The sequence below is a fragment of the Yinghuangia aomiensis genome, from assembly GCF_039542225.1.
GTDB classification, from domain to species: domain Bacteria; phylum Actinomycetota; class Actinomycetes; order Streptomycetales; family Streptomycetaceae; genus Yinghuangia; species Yinghuangia aomiensis.
In genome coordinates this window covers 46,806-67,198 of record NZ_BAABHS010000042.1, presented here as the reverse complement: position 1 = coordinate 67,198, position 20,393 = coordinate 46,806, and the positions used below count along the sequence as shown (strand labels likewise).

Here is a 20,393-nt window from a genome sequence, read left to right as displayed (position 1 = left end):
CTTGTATCCCTCACGCAACAGCTCGAAGTACCGCTTCTTCACTGCGGTCGGCATCTTGTTGGGGGCGTACCTGGGCATCCGAACGCTCTCCTTCCAGTGCGTTCGCAACCACCGATAGAACTCAAGCGGTCTATCCGGTGGTGTTCGTGGACTGCATCAACGTCAAGGTGAGAGACGGGAAGGTCGCCAACCGGCCGATCTATGTCGCGCTCGCGGTCACCGCCGAGGGCCACCGGGACATCCTCGGTTTGTGGGCCGGGGACGGCGCGGAAGGCGCGAAGTTCTGGCTGCACGTGCTCACCGAGATCAAGAACCGCGGCGTCGAGGACGTGCTGATGCTGGTCTGCGACGGCCTCAAGGGCCTGCCCGACAGCGTCGAGGCGGTCTGGCCGAAGACCGTCGTGCAGACGTGCGTGGTCCACCTGCTGAGGAACAGCTTCCGCTATGCAGGCCGGCAGGACTGGGACAAGATCGCCAAGGCCCTGCGGCCGGTCTATCAGGCACCTACCGAGGAGGCCGCCCTGGAGCGGTTCGTCGAGTTCACCGACACGTGGGGGAAGAAGTATCCGGCGATCGTCCGGCTCTGGGAGAGCGCCTGGGCCGAGTTCGTCCCGTTCCTCGCCTTCGACACCGAGATCCGCACGGTCATTTGCTCGACCAACGCGATCGAATCGGTCAACGCGCGGATCCGCCGGGCGGTCAAGGCCCGCGGGCACTTCCCGAACGAGCAGGCCACGCTCAAGTGCGTCTACATGGCGATCATGTCCCTCGACCCCACCGGCACCGGCCGCAAACGCTGGACCATGCGCTGGAAAGCCGCCTTGAATGCCTTCGACATCGCCTTCGACGGACGCCTGTCCGCCGCACGCAACTAACCCCTACACCAACCCCGTTACACCGTTCGATTTACAGACCCCCTGATGAGCGCCCGCAGTGGTGTAGGGGCTGTCCACGGCTACCGCACCAGGCGCGTGGGCGATGGAGTCCAGGACATCACTCATGTGATCGCGGATTTCGGGGGCGGTCACGTCCGAGCTGTCGGCGGTCTGCCACACCACGATTCCGCTGGCGCCCGCCACCGCGGGGGCGTTCGCCTGCATCAGTTCGATCGCCGTGGCGGACTCGGTGTCTGGCATCTTGGAGTCGTTGCTGTACCGCGCTCCCGCCGAGAGCCGCCGAGACCCCGAGGCCGACGAGCACCCCCACACACGAACGACGAGCAGTCGGTGCTTGAGGCACTAACGGGACAGGGGCGACATGAATCTTCCGGAGAGTCGCGAGCTGGTGCCCTCGCACCGGCGCCGATGCGGCAGGGCGGGTCGAGGGTCAGCGGCTCCTCGGCAGAAGGTCGAGGCCTTCCTGTCACTGTGCCGAGCACGAGCCCGCACGTCGTTGCCCAAACGCAGAGACACTTGCGTCTACTGCGATCGCAGGAGACGAGGCGAGATGGACGCGCGGTCGTTGACGGTCTTCGGGACGCCGCCAACTCGCCCGTCAAGCGGGCGATTCAGGAGCCCGAGGTCTCCGCGAGCCGAGGCTTCTGGCCGTCGGTGGGCCGTTTGGGCGGCGGTGCCTCAACTCGGGGCACCGCCGCCGGAGCAGTCCGTGACGGTGCGGTCAATACGGCGAGGCATCCGACGACGAGCGCTGTGCCGACCCACCCCATCAGGGGCAGTCGTTCACCGACAATCATGACGGCTAGCACCGCAGCGACCGCGGGTTCCAGCAGGGACAACGTGGTCGCCGTGCTCGCCGGAACATGGGCCAAGCCCCAGCCGAACAGGATGTATCCGACGAGCATGGGCACCAGGGCCATGTAGGCACCGACGGCCGCGTTCTGCCAGGAGTTGAGTAGTGGCCCGCCGGTGGTCAGCAGCACGGGCACAAGCAGAACACCGCCGATGCCGAAGATGCTGCCCATCGCGGCACCGGAGGAGACGCCTCGGCTGATGATGCGGTGCGCTGCCCACGAGTACAGGGCGTAGGTGAGTCCGGCAATCAGCCCCAGCCCGACACCGAGCACGGTCCTGCTCGCGGACCCCGCGCCGGGACCGGAGTGTGCATTCGCCGCTTCGGAGACGCACAGCAGCAGGGTCCCGGACAACCCCAAGCCGGCGCCGAGCATCCAACGGCGCGTCAGGCGACGCCCGTCCACGACTCGCTCGACCACAGCCGAGGCGAGTGGTGCCGAGCCGATCGAGACCACAGTCCCGGCGGCAACGCCCGCGAGGTGCATGGAGCTGTAGAACGCCAGCGGGTAGATCGCCACCGCCACCGCTCCGAGCAGCAGCACACTGCGCTGCGAGCGCAGTCGGGGAGCTTCCCGGACGATGCGCGGAGCGGCCGTCACGGCCTGCAGCAGTCCGCCCAGGCCCATGGCCGCTGCCCCGATCGCAAGCGGGCCCACGCCCGGAGCAAGCGTGGCCGCCGTTCCTGTTGTGCCCCACAGCACCGACGCCATGAGCACGCAGAACGACCCCAGGCCGACCGAACCGACGCCGGGCGCGGCCGACCGCGTCACAGCCTGTCCATGAGGTCGACCGCCATCGTCCGCGCGTGCCGCAGACGCGTGTCCGAGCCATCCAACCCCGCACGCGCCATGGCGCCTTCCAACAGAAACGACAGATGCTCCGCCAACACGCGCGCGTCGTCCGGACGCTCAGGCAGCAGTTGCTCGAGGTGCCCGGCAAGCAGGGACTCGACCTCCTCCTTGTGCCTACGGACGGTGACGCGCCCCGGGTCCCCCGCGGGCAACTCGGCGGCGGCGTTCAGCAAGCCGCAGCCGCGGAAACCGCGTTCATAGGCGAAAGCCGCGTGATCCGCGTAGGCGTCGAAGACGGCAAGGACGCCGGCGCGTCCCGGTCGGGCATCCCCCAGCCGCTGCTGGTACAGCCCCAACCACTCCTCATGCCGGGCATCGAGATAAGCCAAGACCAGGTCGGCCTTCGAGGAGAAGTTGTTGTACAGGCTCATCTTCGCCACGCCCGCTTCGGCGGTGATCGTGTCGATCCCTGTCGCTGCCACACCATCCGCATAGAAGCGCCGCGCTGCGGCCCTGAGCAGCCGGTCGCGCGCGCTCCCCCGCTTCTTCCCGGACGGTGTCCCGCCCGCATCGACAGCACTCATCATTTCCGACCTTTCGTATTAGGTAGGCCAGTCTACCTAATATATATGCCGCAGCAACCGGGCCGGGGCCCCTGAGGCGCACGGTGTCCGTGCGAACTGCGGTCAGGTCAGGCGTTCACCACCGTGGGGATGGCCGCGTACTCGAATCTGCGCAGGACGGCGTCGCCGCCGAGCGCTTCCACACCGATGACGCGGCCGGTGAAGCCTCCTGCGACCTCGGTCGACAAATAGCGCCCGTCAACGTCCGCCAAGGTGTGGAAATTGCCGTCGCGGAGGTACCCGAGGTGGATCCGGTCAGGGCCGTTGCGCAGCCTTTCCGGATCGTCCGTGTCGACGGTGCGGATCGCGAGAGGGCGGTCGGGGTCAACTCCGGTGACGGTGCCGAGCCGCTGGTCGAGCGGACCCACGACCATGCGCGCGGACAAGCTGTCGCCGTGGCGTTCCACCGCCGCCCAGTGGGCATCGTCGATGCGGACGACCAGAGCCGCGTCCCCCGCCGGCACAGTTGCCGCGGCTTGCCAGGCGGCGTCCCGGGCTCGCACAGCGAGCAGGCGCTCGGCTTCTCGCGCCTCCGAGGCTCGTCCCGCAAGGAGGGTCACGCCGCCGGTCGCATCAGGGGCCACGCGGCGTACGAATGTTGCGGGGTCCACTCCAGGCGAGACCCAGCGAGGATGCAGCTGCGGCCCGGTGAAGTTGTCGACGAACGAGGTCGGGTGCGCGGGGACGGTGAAGGCGTCCTCCACTACCACGGGCCAGTCCGAGATCCAGTCGATGCCTGCCAGGAACGTCTCTCGACCGTTGACATGGAACTGCGGTACGGAGCCTCGTGGTCGGACACCGAGGTAGACCATTGCCCAGCGCCCGTCCGGTAGTTCGATCATGTCTGCATGGCCGGCGTTCTGCACAGGGTGCGTGGTGCTGCGGTGCGAGAAGATCGGATTGGCCGGACAGCCTTCGAACGGGCCGGTGATCGAGCGCGATCGGGCGACTGAGACAGCGTGGCCCCGCTCTGTGCCGCCTTCAGCGATGAGCAGATACCACCACTCGTTCCGAGCGATCAAGTGGGGTGCCTCGGGGCTGGCCAGTCCAGTACCGCTCCACAAGCTCCGCGGCTCCGACAGGAGTCGGCCGGAATCCGGATCGAGTTGTGCCTGGAGGATCCCGCGTGACGCCGAGGCCCAGGTCAGATAGCAGGTACCGTCCTCCTCCCAGGCCAGATCCGGGTCGAACCCCACGGCTCCGTCGGTGTGGATCGGGTCGCTCCAATCGCCGGCAGGGTCCGTGGACCGGACGAGCAGGTGGCCCTTGGCCGGCTCGGTGACGTTGGTGGTCACCATCAAGAACAGGCCGTCGCGCTGCCGCAGTGTCGGAGCCCAGATGCCTGAACCGGCCTGAGCGGGGCCCACAGGCAACTTGAGCTGCCCGGCACGGTCGAGCACGTTCCCGACTTGTTCCCAAAGGATCAGGTCGGTGCTGTGGAAGAGGGGCACGCCGGGAAAATATTCGAAGCTGGACGTAGCGAGGTAGTAGTCCGAGCCGACTCTGCAGATGGACGGGTCCGGGTAGAAGCCCGGGACGATGGGGTTGACGTTCAACGACGTTCCTTCTGGATCTCACCGATGGCGAGGAGATACGAGAGACGGGGAAATTCGGCTGGAGTCCCGCACCACCAGTTCGGGCTGCAGCACAAGCCGTTGGTGCCGGTGTTCACCGACAGGTCCGGAGCGCGTTTCTGATATCAGTAGGTCGGCGGCCGCGCGGCCCAAGCGGGAGACCGGTTGCCGGACGGACGACAAAGGCACGGCGGCGGCGGCCGCGAATTCGATGTCGTCGTACCCGACGAGAGCAACGTCGTGGGGAACACGCACACCTGCTGCCCACAGAGTTTGCAGGACGCCGAGGGCCAGCAAGTCGTTAGCGCAAAACACGGCAGTCGGACGTGGCAGGAGGGCGAGCACCCGCGCGCCGGCGTCCCGCCCGGATTCGATATCGAAGGACGTACAGTCGATCCGATGCAGGGCATCGAGTGGAACGCCCGCTTCACGGCGGGCGGCTTGGGCACCTCGATGCCGATCTTGTCCCTGGGTGAGATGCGCCGGACCCATCACGCACGCGATCCGGCCGTGGCCCGCCACAAGGAGATGACGAACAGCCAGGACGCCGCCCTGCATGTCGTCGACGGAGACCGAACACCCGTCTCCGTCCGCGGGCGTGCGGCCGACCAGGACGAACGGGATTTTGTGTCTGCGGAGTATCTCGGTGCTCTGCTGCCGAGGGTCCGCGGGAGCGAGCAGAACTCCGCGCACACGCTGTTCGACCAGCATCCCGAGGTGGTCGGCCTCCTGATGGATGTCCCCGGCGGTGTTGCAGATCATCAGGCCGAGGCCTGCGTCGCGGAAGGCACGTTCGGCAGATGCGCCGATGGCGGCGAAGTACGGGTTCGACGCGTCCAGCACCACCAGCGCCACCAGACGGCTGTGCCCCACGCGGAGTTGACGGCCCGACTCGCTGGGGACGTATCCAAGCCGGTCGATCACCGCACGCACGCGCAGCCGCAACTCGTCGCTCACGCCATCCCGGTGGTTGATCACGTTGGAAACCGTTCCGACTGACACCCGGGCAGCCTGAGCCACGTCCTTGATGCTTGGCCTCGGTGCCAGGCGGGCACGAGCGCCTCCCCCGCGCACGCCCGACACCTTGCCCACGCCGGGCGGCGGCGCCACCGGATCGGTCACCACACCGTCGCGCGGTCGACCACCAGTGCGGCGCCGGTGACGGAGCGGGCGGCGTCGGAGGCGAGGTAGGCGATGGCCTCGGCGATGTCGGCCTGCTCGGTGACACCGGGAAGGACGCCCTGCATGCGCATCAGCAGGGAAAGGTCGATGCCGTCCAGCCCGGGGATTTGCGCGGCCTCGTCCGGGGAGGGCAGTGCCCCCACTCCCCCGGGGCACACGCAGTTGACGCGCACCTGGTCGGCCGCCAGTTCGACCGCGAGCGACTTCATGAGGTTCAGCAATCCGGCCTTCGACGTCCCGTATGCCGAGAAGTAGGGCTGGGCCCGCATGCCCGAGATCGAGGCGACCGTGACCACGTTTCCGCGGCTCTCCCGGAGGTGGGGCAGTGCAGCCTTGGTCACCAGCATGGGACCGGTGACGTTGACGCCCAGAATCTTCTGCCACACCTCCAGCGTCATGTCCTCGAAGGACACCATGGCGTTGATGCCGGCGACGTTGACGCAGATGTCGAGCCCACCGAGCCCGTCGACGGTCTCCTTCATGGCCCGCGTTACCGATTCGGGGTCGGCGACGTCGCAGTGCAGGAGGTCATCGGAAGCGTTGACGTCGACACCGACGACGCGGGCGCCCTCGCGGCGGAAAAGCTCGTATGTGGCGGCGCCGATGCCGGACGCCGCTCCGGTGATGAATACCCGCTTGTCCTGGAATCGCATGGTCGTTACCACTGCACCTTTCGTGAGTCCTCGATGGCCGTGAGCGCGTCCTCGGGAAGGAGCACGCCTCGGCGTTCGGCTTCGTGCGCCGCGGCCGCGAACCGCCGGCGGTATTCGTGGGGTGTCCCGTAGAGCTTGGCGAGTTCATCGTCGGAGAAAGGGAACGTCCGTCCGGAGCCGCCCAGGGAGTCGCCGCGCCATTCGTAGCGTGCAACTGGTACGTCCACCCAGGGCGTACGCAGGCCGCCCTCGACGTTGCCGACTTCGTCGAAGGGAGGGAGGGCGTCCGGGCCTTCCCCGGTGCGGTCGATGACCGGGAAGGTTTGCGCCGCTTCGCCGCCGGCCGCCCACTGGTGAAGCGCGACCAACGCGGCGCCGGAGATGTAGTGGACGGGGAAGGTGTTCGCCCTCTCAGGCGGCCCGAGGGGCGTGTCCGCGTCGAGGTCCCGCTTGGTGACCTCCGCAACGCGCGCCATGAAGGGTCCGGTGGTGTGAGAGCTGCCGGCCGGCTCCCAGAACCGCAGGAACGGGCCCTCCGTCTGACGGGTGGTGTCCATGGCCGCCGTGGTGGTGTTGAGCACGATGGTCGGTACATCGACATCCGTGCGGATCCACGGACCGGGCGGCGGCGTCGCGCCCGCGGAAAGAGTGAGGTGCTCGTCTTTCAGGTCCTGGAGGAAGAATCCGTCGAAGACCTGGTGAAGTGGGTGCACAGCGTTGATGTACTGCTGGAGCCGCGCGCCGGCGATCGTGTTGCCCACCGCGAGTACCCGGCGGACGTCGAGGCCCGCGAGCGGGTCGTTCCCCACGGCGCCACGGTCGGGGCCCACTGCCCGGCCGACGTCGGAGAGTATGTCGTAGCACAGGTCCGAGTCGGGCAGCACGAGCGAGCCATAGCGCTCGGGATCCCATTCGGCGAGCGCAGGTCCGGTCTGGAACTTGACGTCTCCGAAGCTGAGTTCGGTGCGGCCGCGGACGTCGACGCCTTCGTGGTGGAGCGACGCGCCGACCCAGGCGAAGCCTTCGCGGACGAGGGTTTCGGCGTTCCAACGGTAGTTGGTGTCGCGTTCGACGCCGAAGTACTCCTGCATGAACTCGACGACCACAGTCCCGTTGAACCGTTCCGGGGACGGCCTCCGGACAAGGATGCGTGTTCGGTACGGCGTGGGCTCGCCAGCCACGGCTTTCCACCGGCCGTGCTGTTCGAAGGTCGCGCCGTCGGCTGGGGCGAACCGCGAGGCGTGACCGGATATGAAGTACTCGATCTCCTCGTAGCCGTGCGGCGCCAGGTCGATGACCGAGGCCGAGAACGGTTGTCCCCGTCCTCCAGCCACCGGCCCCTCGAGGCCGTTGGGCGATTGCGTCATATGGATGCCGATTCCTTTCGCGCGGGAGAGGCACACAGAGACAGATTGGCCTTGGCCGCCACGGGCCGCCGCGCCTTTGCAAGCGGGCATGCCTCCGCCGCAGGTGCGTGTATGCACAGGCCACTCAGAGGAAGCATTGACGAAACCTCCCCGCAATGCAACAGTCGCTGCATAAGAGTTTCGCCGCATCCCGCCCGGCCGCGTGTCGCCACCGCGCCCGAAGTTGCGACCGGGCATCTTCGAGCCACCGTCGCGAAGGAGCCCGGGGCCCGTCGGCGTACCAAGTCGCCCCGAGAAGGAACCCATGAGCTTTGCGAATGCGCCCGCAGATCTGCGAGTCGAGCACGGTCCCGAGCCCTTGGGCGTCGGAACGTCGACTCCCCGCCTGTCCTGGACCCTGCCTGCCGGTGCGGCCGCGCAGATCGCGTGCATTATCGAGGTGGACAGCGGCGACCAAGTGCGCCAGTTCATCCGGGAGTCCGACGAGCACGTCCTCGCCGCCTGGCCCGCCGAACCCCTCGGCAGTCGCCAGCCGGTGCGCTGGCGGGTTCAGGCCGTGACCGACGCAGGCCCCAGCACATGGTCGGACTGGCACACCTTCGAGACCGGCGTACTCGACCACGGTGAATGGCAGGCCCGGTGGATCGGCCCGGACGAGGGCGACGCCATCGCCGAGGCCGATCGGCCGGTGTGGCATCTGAGCAGGGCATTCGAGCTGCCGTCCCCAGTGAGGTCCGCCCGCCTGTACGCCACTGCCCACGGGGTGTACGAAGCGTTCCTCAACCAGGAGCGCGTCGGCGACCGGGAATTGAGCCCAGGCACCACCAGCTACGAGAAGACCGTGGACGTCCAGGCGTACGACGTCACCGGATACCTGCGTCCGGGTGCCAACACGATCTCCGCCCTGCTGTCGGACGGCTGGTATCGCGGCCGCAACGGCGTGTTCCAGAAGACCAACATCTGGGGCAGCCACACCTCCCTCTTCGCCGAGCTGCACGTGGTCTGCGAAAACGGCGCGAGCGTCGTCGTCACGACCGACGAGACCTGGCAGGCCGGACCGTCGCAGATCACCCGGGCCGACCTGATGACCGGCGAGGCACGGGATCTGCGGATCCCGTGGCTTCCCACCGCCGACGGGCGACCGGTTCGCATCGCGGACTCGGCCACCGAGACGCTCGCCTGGTCGGCCGCGCCCGCTGTCCGCCGTGTGGAGGAGATCCGCCCGGTGTCGGTCACCGAGATCGCCCCCGGACGCCACATCGTCGACCTCGGCCAGAACATCTCCGGCTGGGTCCGACTAGCCGGCCTCGGGCCGGCAGGCACCGCACTGAGGCTGCACCATGGCGAACACCTGGACGTGAACGGCGACCTGACGACCGAGCACCTCGGCGGCGAGGCTCCGGGAATGCCGTCAGTCAGCTTCCACCAGATCGACGAGGTCGTCTCCGCGGGCCGACCGGATGACGTCTTCGAGCCCCGACATACGGTGCACGGCTTCCAGTACGTACGGGTCGAGGGGCACCCCGGGCCACTCACGGTCGACGATGTCACCGGCGTCGTCGTGCACACCGACCTGCGTCGCACCGGCCGGTTCCGGTGCAGCGACGACGAGCTCAACCGGTTCTACGAGGCCGCGGTCTGGAGCTTTCGTGGCAACGCGGTAGACGTGCCCACCGACTGCCCGACCCGCGAACGCGCGGGATGGACGGGCGACTTCCAGTTGTACGCTCCGACGGCGTCGTTCCTCTACGACGTCGCCGGATTCAGTGCCCGTTGGCTCCGGGCGGTCGCCGAGGAGCAGCTTCCGGACGGCCGCATCGTCAATATCTCGCCCAGCGGACCGGCGGGCTGGCAAGCGGACCCGGTCATGGACGGCGTTACCGGCTCGGCGGGATGGGGAGACGCGGCAGTGCTCGTACCGTGGACCCTGCACACCGTCTACGGCGACGAGCAGGTGCTGCGCGACCTGTGGCCCTCGATGACCGCATGGGTCGACTTCCAGACCCGCAGCGCCGGCGAGAAGCGCCACCAAACGCGGATCGACCGTTCCCCCGAGCCCGCCGCCCACGAGCAGTACCTGTGGGACGGCACCTTTCACTGGGGAGAATGGACCGAGCCGAAGAAACGCCTTGACGACGGCACTTGGGTCGACCCCGTCATGTCCGACCCCATGGTCTGGTTCACCGCGGACAAGGGCGAGATCGGCACCGCGTACTTCTTCCTTTCGGTAAGCACCATGGTCAAAATCGCCGAGGTCCTGGGGATGAAGGACCGGGCCGCCGCGTACCGCGACCTGGCCGAGCGGATCCGTGACGCTTGGCGCACGGAGTACCTGTCCGCCGACGGAAGGGTGACGTCGCACAGCCAGGCCGGGTACGTCCGCGCCCTCGCCTTCGAACTGGTCCCCGAGCACCTTCGGGCAGCCGCTGCGGCACACCTGGCCGACCTGGTCGCGGAGGCAGGCGGCCACCTCGCCACCGGATTCCTCGCCACCCCGCTGCTCCTACCGGTGTTGGCCGACAACGGCCACGCCGACGTCGCCTATCGACTTCTTCTGCAGCGGACTTACCCGTCATGGCTTGCCATGACCGCCCGAGGCGCCACAACTGTGTGGGAGAACTGGGAGGGTATCGATGAGGACGGCATCGCGTCCGGTTCGCTGAACCACTACAGCAAGGGCGCGGTCATCCACTTCCTGCACACGCACACATCCGGGATCCGTCTGCTGGAAGACAGTCCCGCCTACCGTCGCTTTGTCGTGCAGCCGGTGCCCGGCGGCGGCCTGACCTGGGCCGAGGCTTCGCTCGACAGCGCGCACGGCACGATCGCCACACGCTGGGAACGCGACGCCGACCGTTTCACCCTCGATGTGACCGTTCCGCCCGGCAGCACGGCCCGCGTAATTCTTCCCGACGGTCAAGAGCACGATGCCGCTCCTGGCACAACGACCTGGTCGTGCACACTCCAGCACTCGTAATGCACCAAATCACGAAAAACTCCACCGCCGCCGATCCTCGCGAGGCGAGGATCGGCGGCGTTGCCGCGTGGTGGGGGCACGCAACGGCTGCCCTGCCTGTTTCAGATCGCGATCGCGCGCCGATGCCCTCGCCGCGGTCGATGTCCGGCTGTCACGGACGCCGCGGTTGGCCGCCGAGCGGGGCGAGCGCCGGGTAGACCAGGCGGCTGTCGATCTCCGAGACCGTCCAAGCCGCCATCTCCTCCGCCGGCGCGGGGTTGGGCTCTGCCAGCCAGCCCAGAATCGTGCCCAGCACTGCGCCGGCCGCGAAGGTGGCACGACGGTGAAGGTCGGTCTCCGGCTCGCCCTGGTGGACGACCAAGAGCTCGGATTCGATCGCCCGCCGGGTACGGTCCAGGATCCCGTGGAGTGCGGCAGCGCTTCCGCTCCCGCCGAGCGCCCACCGGTAGAGCGCCCAGTTCTCCTTGATGTGGGCGAAGTACTGCGAGAGGACGACAGCGGAGCTTTCGGGTCCGCGCGCCGTACCACCCGATGACGACGTTTCCCAGCGGGTGGCCGACTCGTCGGCGAGATATGCCAGCGTGTCGGCAACCAGGTGCTCAAGGTCGGGGAAGTGCCGGTAGAACGTGGCGCGGTCCACCCCCGTCGCCTGGCAGATCGCCGAAACCGTCAGGTTCTCGGGTCCCTCCCGGGCCAGCTCGACGAGAGCCTCCCGCATCAGACGCCTCGACCGCCGGAATCTCGGGTCGTTCTCGCGCACGGTGTTCCTCCTGCCGGCCTGCCTTGCCACAGCGTATGCGACCATCTGATCGCCGTGCCGGGAGGGTCCGGGGCCGGACGCCCCCGGCGGCGACCAGGCAAGCCGGCGATCCGGCCGGGTCCCCCGGGGCATGGGCGACCGGTTTGGCGGGCTAGACCGAGAGGATCGCGGCGATGCGGTTTCGCTTGGCCAAGGCGACCAGCTCGGACGTCGGCTGGAGCCCCTCGAACCCGTGCGGTGCGCCCGGATACAGGTGAAGTTCGACCGGGACGCCGGCACCGAGCAACTTGACCGCGTAGGCGATGTCCTCGTCACGGAAGATGTCGACCGTTCCGACGTCGATGTAGGCGGGGGCGAGGCCCGTCGCATCCACGAGCCGGGCGGGCGCCACAGTGGCAGGAACATCAGGGCCACCAATTCGATCACCGAGGACGGCACTCCAGGCGGCCTGGTTCGCGTCATAGTTCCAGGTGACCAAGGCCGCCAGCTGCGGGTCGGGTTCGGTGGTGCGGTCGTCGAGCATCGGGGCCACCAGGATCTGCGCTGCGAGGGAAACGCCGCGCTCGCGGGCCAGAATCGCCGTCCCCGCGGCGATACCGCCCCCGCCGCTCTCGCCCATGACCACGATACGGGCCGAATCCACGCCGAGTTCACCGGCGTGGCGGACGAGCCAGCCGAGGCCGGCGAACGCGTCCTCCGCGAGTGTGGCCCCGGGCACTTCGGGTGCGTTGCGGAAGTCGACCGCGAGAAAGGGCACCCCGCTGTCGTGGACGTACCCGGCGACGAGAGGTGTGGCTTGCTCGACGTCACCCATGATCATCCCGCCACCGTGCAGGTACAGGATCGCGGATCCGGGCGCGGAGCCGCGGCGAGTGATCCACCGGAGCAGGAGTGAGGCGCCGTCGGAGACGGTGACCGAGTAGTCGGTCCACAAGACGTCGTCAGGCAGTGACCCTTCCGCGCCTGTGGAGACTTGAAACTGCTCGGTGCCGGCCCGGAGGGCTTTCCAATCACCCGGTGGCAGTGGCGGCAGGTTGTCGGTGACGGCCTTGATGACCGCCATCGGAGCGGTGAGGTCGGGGTGATACGCCAGGGGCATGGTGCGCACTCCAGTTGTGGTCGTCGAAGGTCAGACCGTCGCCGGCCACAGCCGGCGACCGGCCGCCGTGGATCTCGTGCGCGCGAGCAGCCGTTCGGTCCGGCGGATGCTTTGCCTGGGATCGCACGGAGAAGGTGCAGTGCTGGGATGGGCGGTGCCGCCGTGCCCGAGACCAAACGCCCGGTCTCCTCATACCGGGTGTCCGCTCGGGCCTGCGGCGGCCGCGTAAGCCGTCGGGTAACGAGGTTGTCTGCATCGTTCGCCACCACGTCGTCATCAGCGGTCAGGGATTTGAAACGCTAGCGCAATGCAACGTTCGCTGCATAGACATGCGGACATGAATGCTGCGTACCAGATACACAAAAATGCGGCGCCGTCTTCGGGGCGGCGAAAGACGGCAAGCTGGATCTCTGGCGCACGACGGATTCGCGGGCTACGCTGCCGCGCATCTCCGGTGGTCGACCCATCGGAAATCTTGGCCCGCGGGGCATGAATCGTTCTCATGCCGCCTCCTCACCGCTGGCGCCCCAGACGTGGACCCGTCAACGACCACGCCGCGCGCCGCCGCACCGCGCCAACGCCGGATGGCCCGTCCGTCGACCTGCCATCTCGCGACGGACTGCCGCAACTCGGCATACGCGCAGCCGGTCTTCGTGAGAGAGAACCCGCCATGACAACATCCGCCGACACTCCTGCGCCCCCCGCCACGGCGTCCCGCCATACCGCGACAAGTCCTGAGGGTGGTGGGAACGGCCTGGGGCTGCGTTTGACCGCCGCCTTGGTGGCTCTGATCTGGCCGGCGCAGGTACTCACCGCCGCCGGCCTACTCGGCTCGAACGCACAGGCCGGCGTCGCGCTGCACTTCCACACCACGGACATTGCCTGGTTCATGCTCGTGGTATCCCTTGTCAGCACTGTGGTCGCTCCCTTCGCGGTGCGCTTCGGCGACTTCTTCGGCAAGAAGCGCGTGATGCTGGCGGTGTCCGCGATCGGCCTCGTCGGCGACGTGATCGCTGCGATGGCGACCAGCTACGAAGTCCTCCTGATCGGCCGCGGCCTGGCCGGCTTCTACGGCGTCATGACGCCGTTGGTATACGCCCTCATCCGGGACGTCTTCCCGCCCAAGCACGTCGCTCTGGTCAGCAGCCTGGTCGGCGGCAGCATGGGCGTGGTGGCCCTCGGGGGACCGTTCCTGTCCGGCTGGCTGCTCGACAACCACGGGTTCCGCGGTGTGCTGTGGTTCATCGCCGGGTGCACGGCACTCAGCTTCGTGCTGATCGCAGCGCTGGTTCCGGAGAGCTCCCTGCGCGTTCCGCGCGTTCCCGTCGACTGGCTCGGCGGTCTGCTGTTGGGGGGCGGCGCGGCGGCCATCACCTACGCACTGGGCAACGGCGCGGCCTGGGGATGGACCAGCGGCAAGTTCCTCGCGTACGTGTTTGGAACGGCCTTCGCCTTCGCCGCATTTCTTGTCGTCGAGTCCAGGGCCAAGCACCCCCTGGTCGACACGCGGATGCTGTCCAGGCGCCCGGTGTGGAGTGTCCTCTTGGTCAACGGCGTCGTCGCCGGTCTGGCGAGTGGTGCGTCGCTGATCACGTCGCTGCTGCTGCTCTATCCCAAGATCCCGGGTGTCTCGGAAGGCTTCGGTGTGTCCGCGACGAAGACGGCCGTCATCGGCATGCCGGGCAGCATCCTCATGCTCGTCACCGCGCTTGTGACAGGCCTACTCCTGCGTCGGTTCGACGCTCGGATCCCCACCCTCGTCGGAACGCTGGTAGGTGCCGCAGGGCTGACGTTTCTCGCGATGTGGCACGACGACACGTGGCATGTGGTGCTCGGTAGCGCGGTGTTCGTGCTAGGCCTGGGCGCGATCGTGTCCTGTGGCCCCGTCATGATCCTCCGCGTCGTCGCGCCGCACGAGCAGGGCACCGCGAGCGGCGTGAACCTCATCGTCCAGGGCGTCGCGGGCGCCATCGGCACTCAACTTGTCTTCGTCACCCTGGCCAAAGAGGGCACCGTCGTGCAAGGCACCCAGTTCTACAGCGATGCCAGTTACCGCAACGCCTACCTGCTCGGCGCCGGCTTCCTGCTGATCGGCACGCTGCTCCTGTCCTTGGTCCCCAAGCTCGCACCCGCCAAGGAGACGTCGTCCGCCGAGTAACTGCGTGAATCCGGCTTCGGCCCCAGCGGAGTGGGTCGATCTGTAGCGGTCTGTCCCCAACAACCGCACGGCAATTGGGGAAGCAGCAGTCCCCGCAGAGTCCACATCCGTCTCACCGCAGTGCGCAGGCGCACGGTTCCTCGAGCACTTGGTTGCGCACCACATGGCAACCGCACAGTTCTGTCCTACTCAGTACTACGCGGAGAGTCCCATGGTGAATATTGCATGCCCACACCCCAGACTCCGGGGGACCGCGTGAGCGCGAAGCACATGCCCGGAGGGCCTGAACTCGCGACCACATCCGCCTCGTCGGCCGCCGGCTTGGCCTCCGGCCTGATCGAAGCGGAGGCCGAGCGGCGTCGGCGCCAAGCCGAAGCGCAGCGAGAGGTGCTGTTCGCAGACGAGTTGCTGCCCGGCGTCGGCGAGGAACAACTGTCGCTCCGCCGGGGGTTGGCCGCCGGGGGCTCGGCGACGTTCTTGACGCTGACGGCACTGGCGGCCATGGACGAGCTGGAGTCCGCCGCACTCTCGGTGCTCGCCCCGGACATCCGTGACGCGTTCGGCATGAGCAACGGCGCGATCGTGTTCATCTCGGCCGCGGCGGGTGCGTTCCTCGTCCTGGGCGCGCTGCCCATGGGATGGTTCGCCGACCGCTGCCGCAGAAGCCGAGTGATCGGATGGGCCGGCGTGGCGTTCTCGGCGATGGTGTTCGCCGGTGGGCTCGCCGCGAACGCGTTCCTGTTCTTCCTCGCCCGCTTCGGAGTGGGCGTGGCCAAGTCCAGCACCCTGCCCGTGCACGGCTCGATGCTGGCCGACACGTACCCGATCGGGGTTCGTGGCCGTCTCAGCGCGCTCGGCGCAAGCGCCGGTCGGATCACGGGGGCGCTCAGTCCGCTGGCGGTCGGGGGCATCGCGGCGCTGGCGGGCGGCAATGACGGGTGGCGCTGGCCTTTCCTGATCCTGGGGTTGCCGGCCTTGGCGGTGGCGATGTGGGCGTTTCGGCTGCCCGAGCCCGCGCGGGGGCAGCACGAAATGAGGTCGGTCCTGGGCGAAGTGGTCAAGGACGTCCAGCCGATGCCGATCTCCGTGGAGGCAGCGTTCGCCCGGCTGATGCGGGTCCGCACGCTCAAAACCGTGATCATGGCGTTCGCGGCGCTGGGGTTCAGCCTCTTCACGGGCGGGGTGCTGACCAACCTGTGGCTTGAGGACCACTACGGCATGTCCTCGTTCGGGCGCGGCGTGGTGGGTTCCGTGTCGGGCGTCGCGGTGCTGGCAGTCCTGCCGTTCGTCGGCCCGCGGTACGACCGCCTGTACCGCCGCGACCCGTCCCGCGCCCTGGCGCTGCTCGGCTACCTGATCCTGCCGGTCGCGGTCTTGACGCCGATCCAGTGGTTCATGCCCAACGCAGCGGCGTTCGCGGCAGTTGGGATCCCGTCGTTGATCCTGATGTCGGCCTCGTTCGCCATGGTGGGCCCGGTCACCCAGTCCGTCGTGCCCTACCGATTGCGTGGCCTCGGCTCTGCGCTGTCCGCCATCTACATTTTTTTCGTCGGCGCCACCGGCGGCGCACTGATCGCCGCGCTGATCATCTCCGCATACGACCCCCGGGTCGCGGTGCTGGCTCTCGGCATCCCGGCCACGGCTGTGGGCGGGTTCCTCATCGTGCGCAGCTCGTCGTTCATCAAGAACGACCTGTCTCTGGTCGTTCAGGAGCTCCGCGAGGAACTGGAGGAACGAGACCGGCAGTTGGAGGACCCGGAGAACATCCCGGTCCTTCAGGTCCGAAACATCGACTTCTCATACGGCCACGTACAGGTGCTGTTCGACGTCGGCTTCGAGGTCAGACGCGGCGAAACCCTCGCCCTCCTGGGCACCAACGGAGCGGGCAAGTCGACCATCCTGAAGGCCATCTGCGGCCTGGGCACCCCGTCGCGGGGTGTGGTTCGGCTCAACGGCCGGACGATCACCTACGTCTCCCCCGAACAGCGCGGCCGCTACGGCGTGCACCTGCTGCCCGGCGGCAAAGGTGTCTTCCCCGGCATGACGGTCCAGGAGAACCTGGAGATGGCCGCCTTCCGCATGCGCCGCGATCCCGAGCATCGGGACCGCCGCTTCGCGTACGTGCTGGACCTGTTCCCCGATCTGAAGGACCGCCGTTCGCAACTCGCCGGGTCGCTGTCGGGCGGACAACAGCAAATGCTGGCGCTGTCCATGGTGCTGATTCACGAGCCCGAGGTCCTGCTGATCGACGAACTCTCGCTCGGCCTGGCCCCGGTCGTCGTGCAGCACTTGCTGGCGATCATCGAGCGGCTGAAGACGGACGGTCTGACGATCGTCATCGTCGAGCAGTCTCTGAACATCGCGCTCGCACTGGCCGACCGCGCAGTCTTCCTCGAGAAGGGGCAGGTGCGCTTCACCGGCCCGGCCCGCGAACTGGCCGAACGCGACGACCTCGCCCGCGCGGTCTTCCTCGGACGGGAAGGAGGCTGACCGCGATGGATATGCCCACCATCCAACTGCTTTTCGACGGCGCGGTCACCGGCCTGGTCATCGGCCTCCTCGCCATGGGCATCGTGCTCGTGCACCGCTCCACCCAGGTGATCAACTTCGCGGTCGCCAACATGGGCCTGGTCGGCTCGGTGCTGTTCGCGTTGCTCGTCGTGCGCTACCACGTGCCCTACTGGATCGCACTCGTCGTCTCGCTGGCCGCCGGGGCTCTCTTCGGGGTGATCGTGGACCTCGTGGTCGTTCGCCGGCTGTTCGCCGCACCCCGCGTCATTGTCCTGGTCGCCACCATCGGCGTCGCCCAGTTGGCCCTGGCCATCGTGGAGTCCTACCCGGAAGTCGACGACTCCCGCAACTACCCGGTGCCGTGGACCGCGGAATGGTCCCCGACCAAGAACCTGAGCATCACCAGCGCCCAGATGAGCATCCTCATCGCCGTTCCGCTGGTGGCACTCGCCCTCGGATGGTTCCTCGGACGCACGGTGTTGGGGCGAACCGTCAAAGCTTCGGCCGACAACCCGGAACTGGCGCGCCTGCAAAGCATCAGCCCCAAGGCCGTCTCAACCGCGGTGTGGGCCGTCGCCGGACTTCTCGGCACCACCTGCCTGATCCTGATCTCCGCACAGAACAAGTCCCTGACCCAAGTCACCACACTCGGACCCACGACGCTGCTGCGCGCCCTCGCCGCAGCGGTGATCGCCCGTATGACGTCCTTCCGCATCGCATTGCTCGCGGGCGTGGGACTGGGGCTGCTCCAGGCTTTCGTCCAGTTCAACTGGCTCGACCAGCCCGGGCTGACGGACCTGGTGATTCTGGCCATCGTGCTGACGGCGGTCTTCTTCGTCAGCCGCGGACGCGACACCACGGCATCGTCGTTCTCCTTCGCACCGAAGGTCAGGCCCGTACCCGAACGCTTGCGCAGGGTGTGGTGGGTACGCCACATGGAGCGAGCCGGACTGCTACTCCTGGGTCTGGTCGCCGTCGTGATCCCCCTCGTGGTCACCCAGCCGTCGCGCCACCTGCTCTACACCGTCATCCTTGCCTATGCCATCTGTGCAGCCTCGGTCACCGTGCTCACCGGCTGGGCCGGGCAACTGTCCCTCGGGCAGATGGCATTCGCCGGTCTCGGCGCCCTGACCGCCGCCACGCTCAGCCGCGGCCTGCGGCTGGAGGTCGGTGACTCCGTGCTCACCTTCCGCGGCCTGACGTTCCCCGCGTCAGTCTTGGTCGCCTCGTTGGTCACCGCCGCGCTGGCTGCGGTGGTCGGAGCGGGCGCTCTGCGGGTGCGCGGGCTGCTGCTGGCCGTGAGCACGTTCGCGTTTGCTGTGGCGTGCGAGCAGTACCTGTATCGGCGCGACTTCTTCCACGACACCGGAGCGGGAACCGCGTCATTCCCCCGCAGCACGGTGTTCGGCATCGACGTCACCAGCCAACGCGCCTACTACTACCTGGTGTTGACCGTGCTGGCCGTGGTCATGGTGGTCGTCGCCCGGCTACGCAAGTCCGGGATCGGCCGAACGACCATCGGCGTGCGCGACAATCCTGCGAGCGCCGCTGCCTACACGGTGGGTGCCACAGGCGTGAAGCTGCGCTCGTTCGCGCTCGCAGGCGGCATCGCCGGCCTCGGTGGAGCGCTGCTCGCCGGAGCCGTGCAAACCGTGCCCTACGCGGACAAGTACTTCCTCAGCCCCGACTCGCTGGCTCTGGTCTCCATCGTGGTGATCGGCGGCCTCGGCTCAGTGTCGGGCCCGATACTCGGCTCGCTGTGGGTCATCGGCCTGCCGGCGATCTTCCCCGACAACGACCTGGTGCCGCTGCTGACTTCGAGCCTGGGTCTGCTGATTTTGTTGTTGTACTTCCCGGGCGGCCTCGTGCAGATCGCGTATGCCGCAAGAGACGCGCTGCTGGGCTGGGCCGACAGGCGGCTGGGCCCTCCGCCCGAGAAGTCGACGACGGCCGTGCCCGCCTCCGTGACCCGCACGGCACGGGTCGCTCTGTCTGGCGACGCCGTCGTGCTCAGCGTGTCGAACGTACGCGTCCGTTTCGGTGGCAAGACCGCCGTCGACGGGATGTCCCTCGAGGTGCGCCCGGACGAGATCGTCGGCCTCATCGGGACAAACGGCGCCGGCAAATCGACCCTGATGAACGCCATCGGCGGATTCGTGTCTGCCACCGGGCGATGTGAACTCCTCGGCCGCGACGTCTCCCGCGTCGGCCCCGCCCTTCGCGCAAAGCTCGGGCTGGGACGAACCTTTCAGGCCGCCACGCTCTTCCCCGAGCTGACCGTCCGCGAGACCGTGCAGCTCGCGCTGGAGGCCCGCGGGCGCACCGGACTGCTGTCGACGGCCCTTCATCTACCGCACGGCTTCGCGCGTGAACGTGCCAAGCGCTCGGATGCCGACGACCTGATCGACTTCCTCGGGCTGGGCCGGTACGCCGATGCGTTCGTCGCCGACCTGTCCACCGGCACCCGCCGCATTGTCGAACTCGCGGGCCTGCTGGCCCTCGACGCCCGCGTGCTGTGTCTGGACGAACCCACCGCCGGGGTCGCCCAGCGCGAGACCGAGGCATTCGGACCACTCATCCAGGAAATCCGCCGCGAGCTGGGCGCCTCGATGCTGGTCATCGAGCACGACATGCCGCTGATCATGGGCATCAGCGACCGCGTCTACTGTCTGGAAACCGGCCGCGTCATCGCCGCCGGACAGCCGTCCGAGGTCCGCAACGACCCCAAGGTCGTCGCCAGTTACCTCGGCACCGACGAACGCGCCATCGAACGCAGCGGATCCGTTGGCGACGTGGCAGCCGGCACGCCCTCGACCGCATGACGTACCGCCCTGCACCTGCGGTGTGACCCACGAAGCGTGTGTCACCCCTGCCGTCACACGCGCCCCGCACGCCCGCAACGACCGAAAGGGACCACCAGCCAATGTCACTGCCTCGAACCAGACGT

At 68.0% G+C, this 20,393-nt stretch carries 13 protein-coding genes and 1 pseudogene; 5 read left to right on the top strand and 9 right to left on the bottom strand.

Annotated elements, in window-relative coordinates:
• Positions 1-128: 128 nt before the first annotated feature.
• Positions 129-875 (top strand): annotated as a pseudogene (locus tag ABEA93_RS36310) (IS256 family transposase); the annotation flags it as partial.
• Between the two features lie 3 nt (positions 876-878).
• Here the strand turns inward: ABEA93_RS36310 and ABEA93_RS36305 are convergent.
• From ABEA93_RS36305 to ABEA93_RS36275, 7 genes are all read right to left on the bottom strand, one after another.
• A complete protein-coding gene (locus ABEA93_RS36305) occupies positions 879-1,136 on the bottom strand; it encodes a hypothetical protein (RefSeq protein WP_345680209.1) in 258 nt (85 codons plus the stop codon).
• 371 nt (positions 1,137-1,507) lie between these two features.
• Positions 1,508-2,521 (bottom strand): DMT family transporter, encoded by a 1,014-nt coding sequence (locus ABEA93_RS36300; protein WP_345680208.1) that lies wholly within the window; start codon positions 2,519-2,521, stop codon positions 1,508-1,510.
• The gene (locus tag ABEA93_RS36295) at positions 2,518-3,126 is read right to left on the bottom strand and encodes a TetR/AcrR family transcriptional regulator (RefSeq protein WP_345680207.1); all 609 of its coding nucleotides are present in this window, start codon (positions 3,124-3,126) and stop codon (positions 2,518-2,520) included. Before ABEA93_RS36295 ends, ABEA93_RS36300 begins: the two co-directional genes overlap by 4 nt.
• A 107-nt stretch (positions 3,127-3,233) precedes the next feature.
• A complete protein-coding gene (locus ABEA93_RS36290) occupies positions 3,234-4,721 on the bottom strand; it encodes a glycoside hydrolase family 43 protein (protein ID WP_345680206.1) in 1,488 nt (495 codons plus the stop codon).
• Positions 4,722-4,739: 18 nt separating this feature from the next.
• On the bottom strand, positions 4,740-5,759 hold the full coding sequence (locus tag ABEA93_RS36285) for a LacI family DNA-binding transcriptional regulator (protein WP_425585235.1): 1,020 nt from the start codon (positions 5,757-5,759) through the stop codon (positions 4,740-4,742).
• Positions 5,760-5,857: 98 nt separating this feature from the next.
• Positions 5,858-6,574, bottom strand: coding sequence for an SDR family NAD(P)-dependent oxidoreductase (locus tag ABEA93_RS36280; RefSeq protein ID WP_345680205.1), 717 nt, complete (start codon positions 6,572-6,574; stop codon positions 5,858-5,860).
• 5 nt (positions 6,575-6,579) lie between these two features.
• On the bottom strand, positions 6,580-7,941 hold the full coding sequence (locus ABEA93_RS36275) for an alpha/beta hydrolase domain-containing protein (protein WP_345680204.1): 1,362 nt from the start codon (positions 7,939-7,941) through the stop codon (positions 6,580-6,582).
• A 304-nt stretch (positions 7,942-8,245) separates the two neighbouring features.
• Between ABEA93_RS36275 and ABEA93_RS36270 the strand changes: the two genes are divergently transcribed.
• Positions 8,246-10,918: a family 78 glycoside hydrolase catalytic domain gene (locus ABEA93_RS36270; protein ID WP_345680203.1), complete on the top strand. Its 2,673-nt coding sequence runs from the start codon at positions 8,246-8,248 to the stop codon at positions 10,916-10,918.
• 151 nt (positions 10,919-11,069) lie between these two features.
• Here the strand turns inward: ABEA93_RS36270 and ABEA93_RS36265 are convergent, their stop codons facing one another.
• A complete protein-coding gene (locus ABEA93_RS36265; RefSeq protein WP_345680202.1) occupies positions 11,070-11,678 on the bottom strand; it encodes a TetR/AcrR family transcriptional regulator in 609 nt (202 codons plus the stop codon).
• Between the two features lie 151 nt (positions 11,679-11,829).
• Positions 11,830-12,777 (bottom strand): alpha/beta hydrolase fold domain-containing protein, encoded by a 948-nt coding sequence (locus tag ABEA93_RS36260; RefSeq protein WP_345680201.1) that lies wholly within the window; start codon positions 12,775-12,777, stop codon positions 11,830-11,832.
• Between the two features lie 781 nt (positions 12,778-13,558).
• Here ABEA93_RS36260 and ABEA93_RS36255 point away from each other — a divergent pair.
• The 3 genes from ABEA93_RS36255 to ABEA93_RS36245 all read left to right on the top strand — a co-directional run bounded on the left by ABEA93_RS36255 (position 13,559) and on the right by ABEA93_RS36245 (position 20,268).
• A complete protein-coding gene (locus ABEA93_RS36255; protein WP_345680200.1) occupies positions 13,559-14,935 on the top strand; it encodes an MFS transporter in 1,377 nt (458 codons plus the stop codon).
• Positions 14,936-15,055: 120 nt separating this feature from the next.
• Positions 15,056-17,425: an ATP-binding protein gene (locus ABEA93_RS36250; RefSeq protein ID WP_345680199.1), complete on the top strand. Its 2,370-nt coding sequence runs from the start codon at positions 15,056-15,058 to the stop codon at positions 17,423-17,425.
• 5 nt (positions 17,426-17,430) lie between these two features.
• Positions 17,431-20,268, top strand: a complete 2,838-nt coding sequence (locus ABEA93_RS36245) for an ABC transporter permease subunit (protein WP_345680198.1) — start codon at positions 17,431-17,433, stop codon at positions 20,266-20,268.
• Positions 20,269-20,393: the final 125 nt, after the last annotated feature.

Bases quoted from the DNA above. Each gene is read 5' to 3' on its own strand.
- ABEA93_RS36305 (WP_345680209.1), bottom strand. From the start codon at position 1,136: ATGCCAGACACCGAGTCCGCCACGGCGATCGAACTGATGCAGGCGAAC.
- ABEA93_RS36295 (WP_345680207.1), bottom strand. From the start codon at position 3,126: ATGAGTGCTGTCGATGCGGGCGGGACACCGTCCGGGAAGAAGCGGGGG.
- ABEA93_RS36280 (WP_345680205.1), bottom strand. From the start codon at position 6,574: ATGCGATTCCAGGACAAGCGGGTATTCATCACCGGAGCGGCGTCCGGC.
- ABEA93_RS36275 (WP_345680204.1), bottom strand. From the start codon at position 7,941: ATGACGCAATCGCCCAACGGCCTCGAGGGGCCGGTGGCTGGAGGACGG.
- ABEA93_RS36270 (WP_345680203.1), top strand. From the start codon at position 8,246: ATGAGCTTTGCGAATGCGCCCGCAGATCTGCGAGTCGAGCACGGTCCC.
- ABEA93_RS36260 (WP_345680201.1), bottom strand. From the start codon at position 12,777: ATGCCCCTGGCGTATCACCCCGACCTCACCGCTCCGATGGCGGTCATC.
- ABEA93_RS36245 (WP_345680198.1), top strand. From the start codon at position 17,431: ATGGATATGCCCACCATCCAACTGCTTTTCGACGGCGCGGTCACCGGC.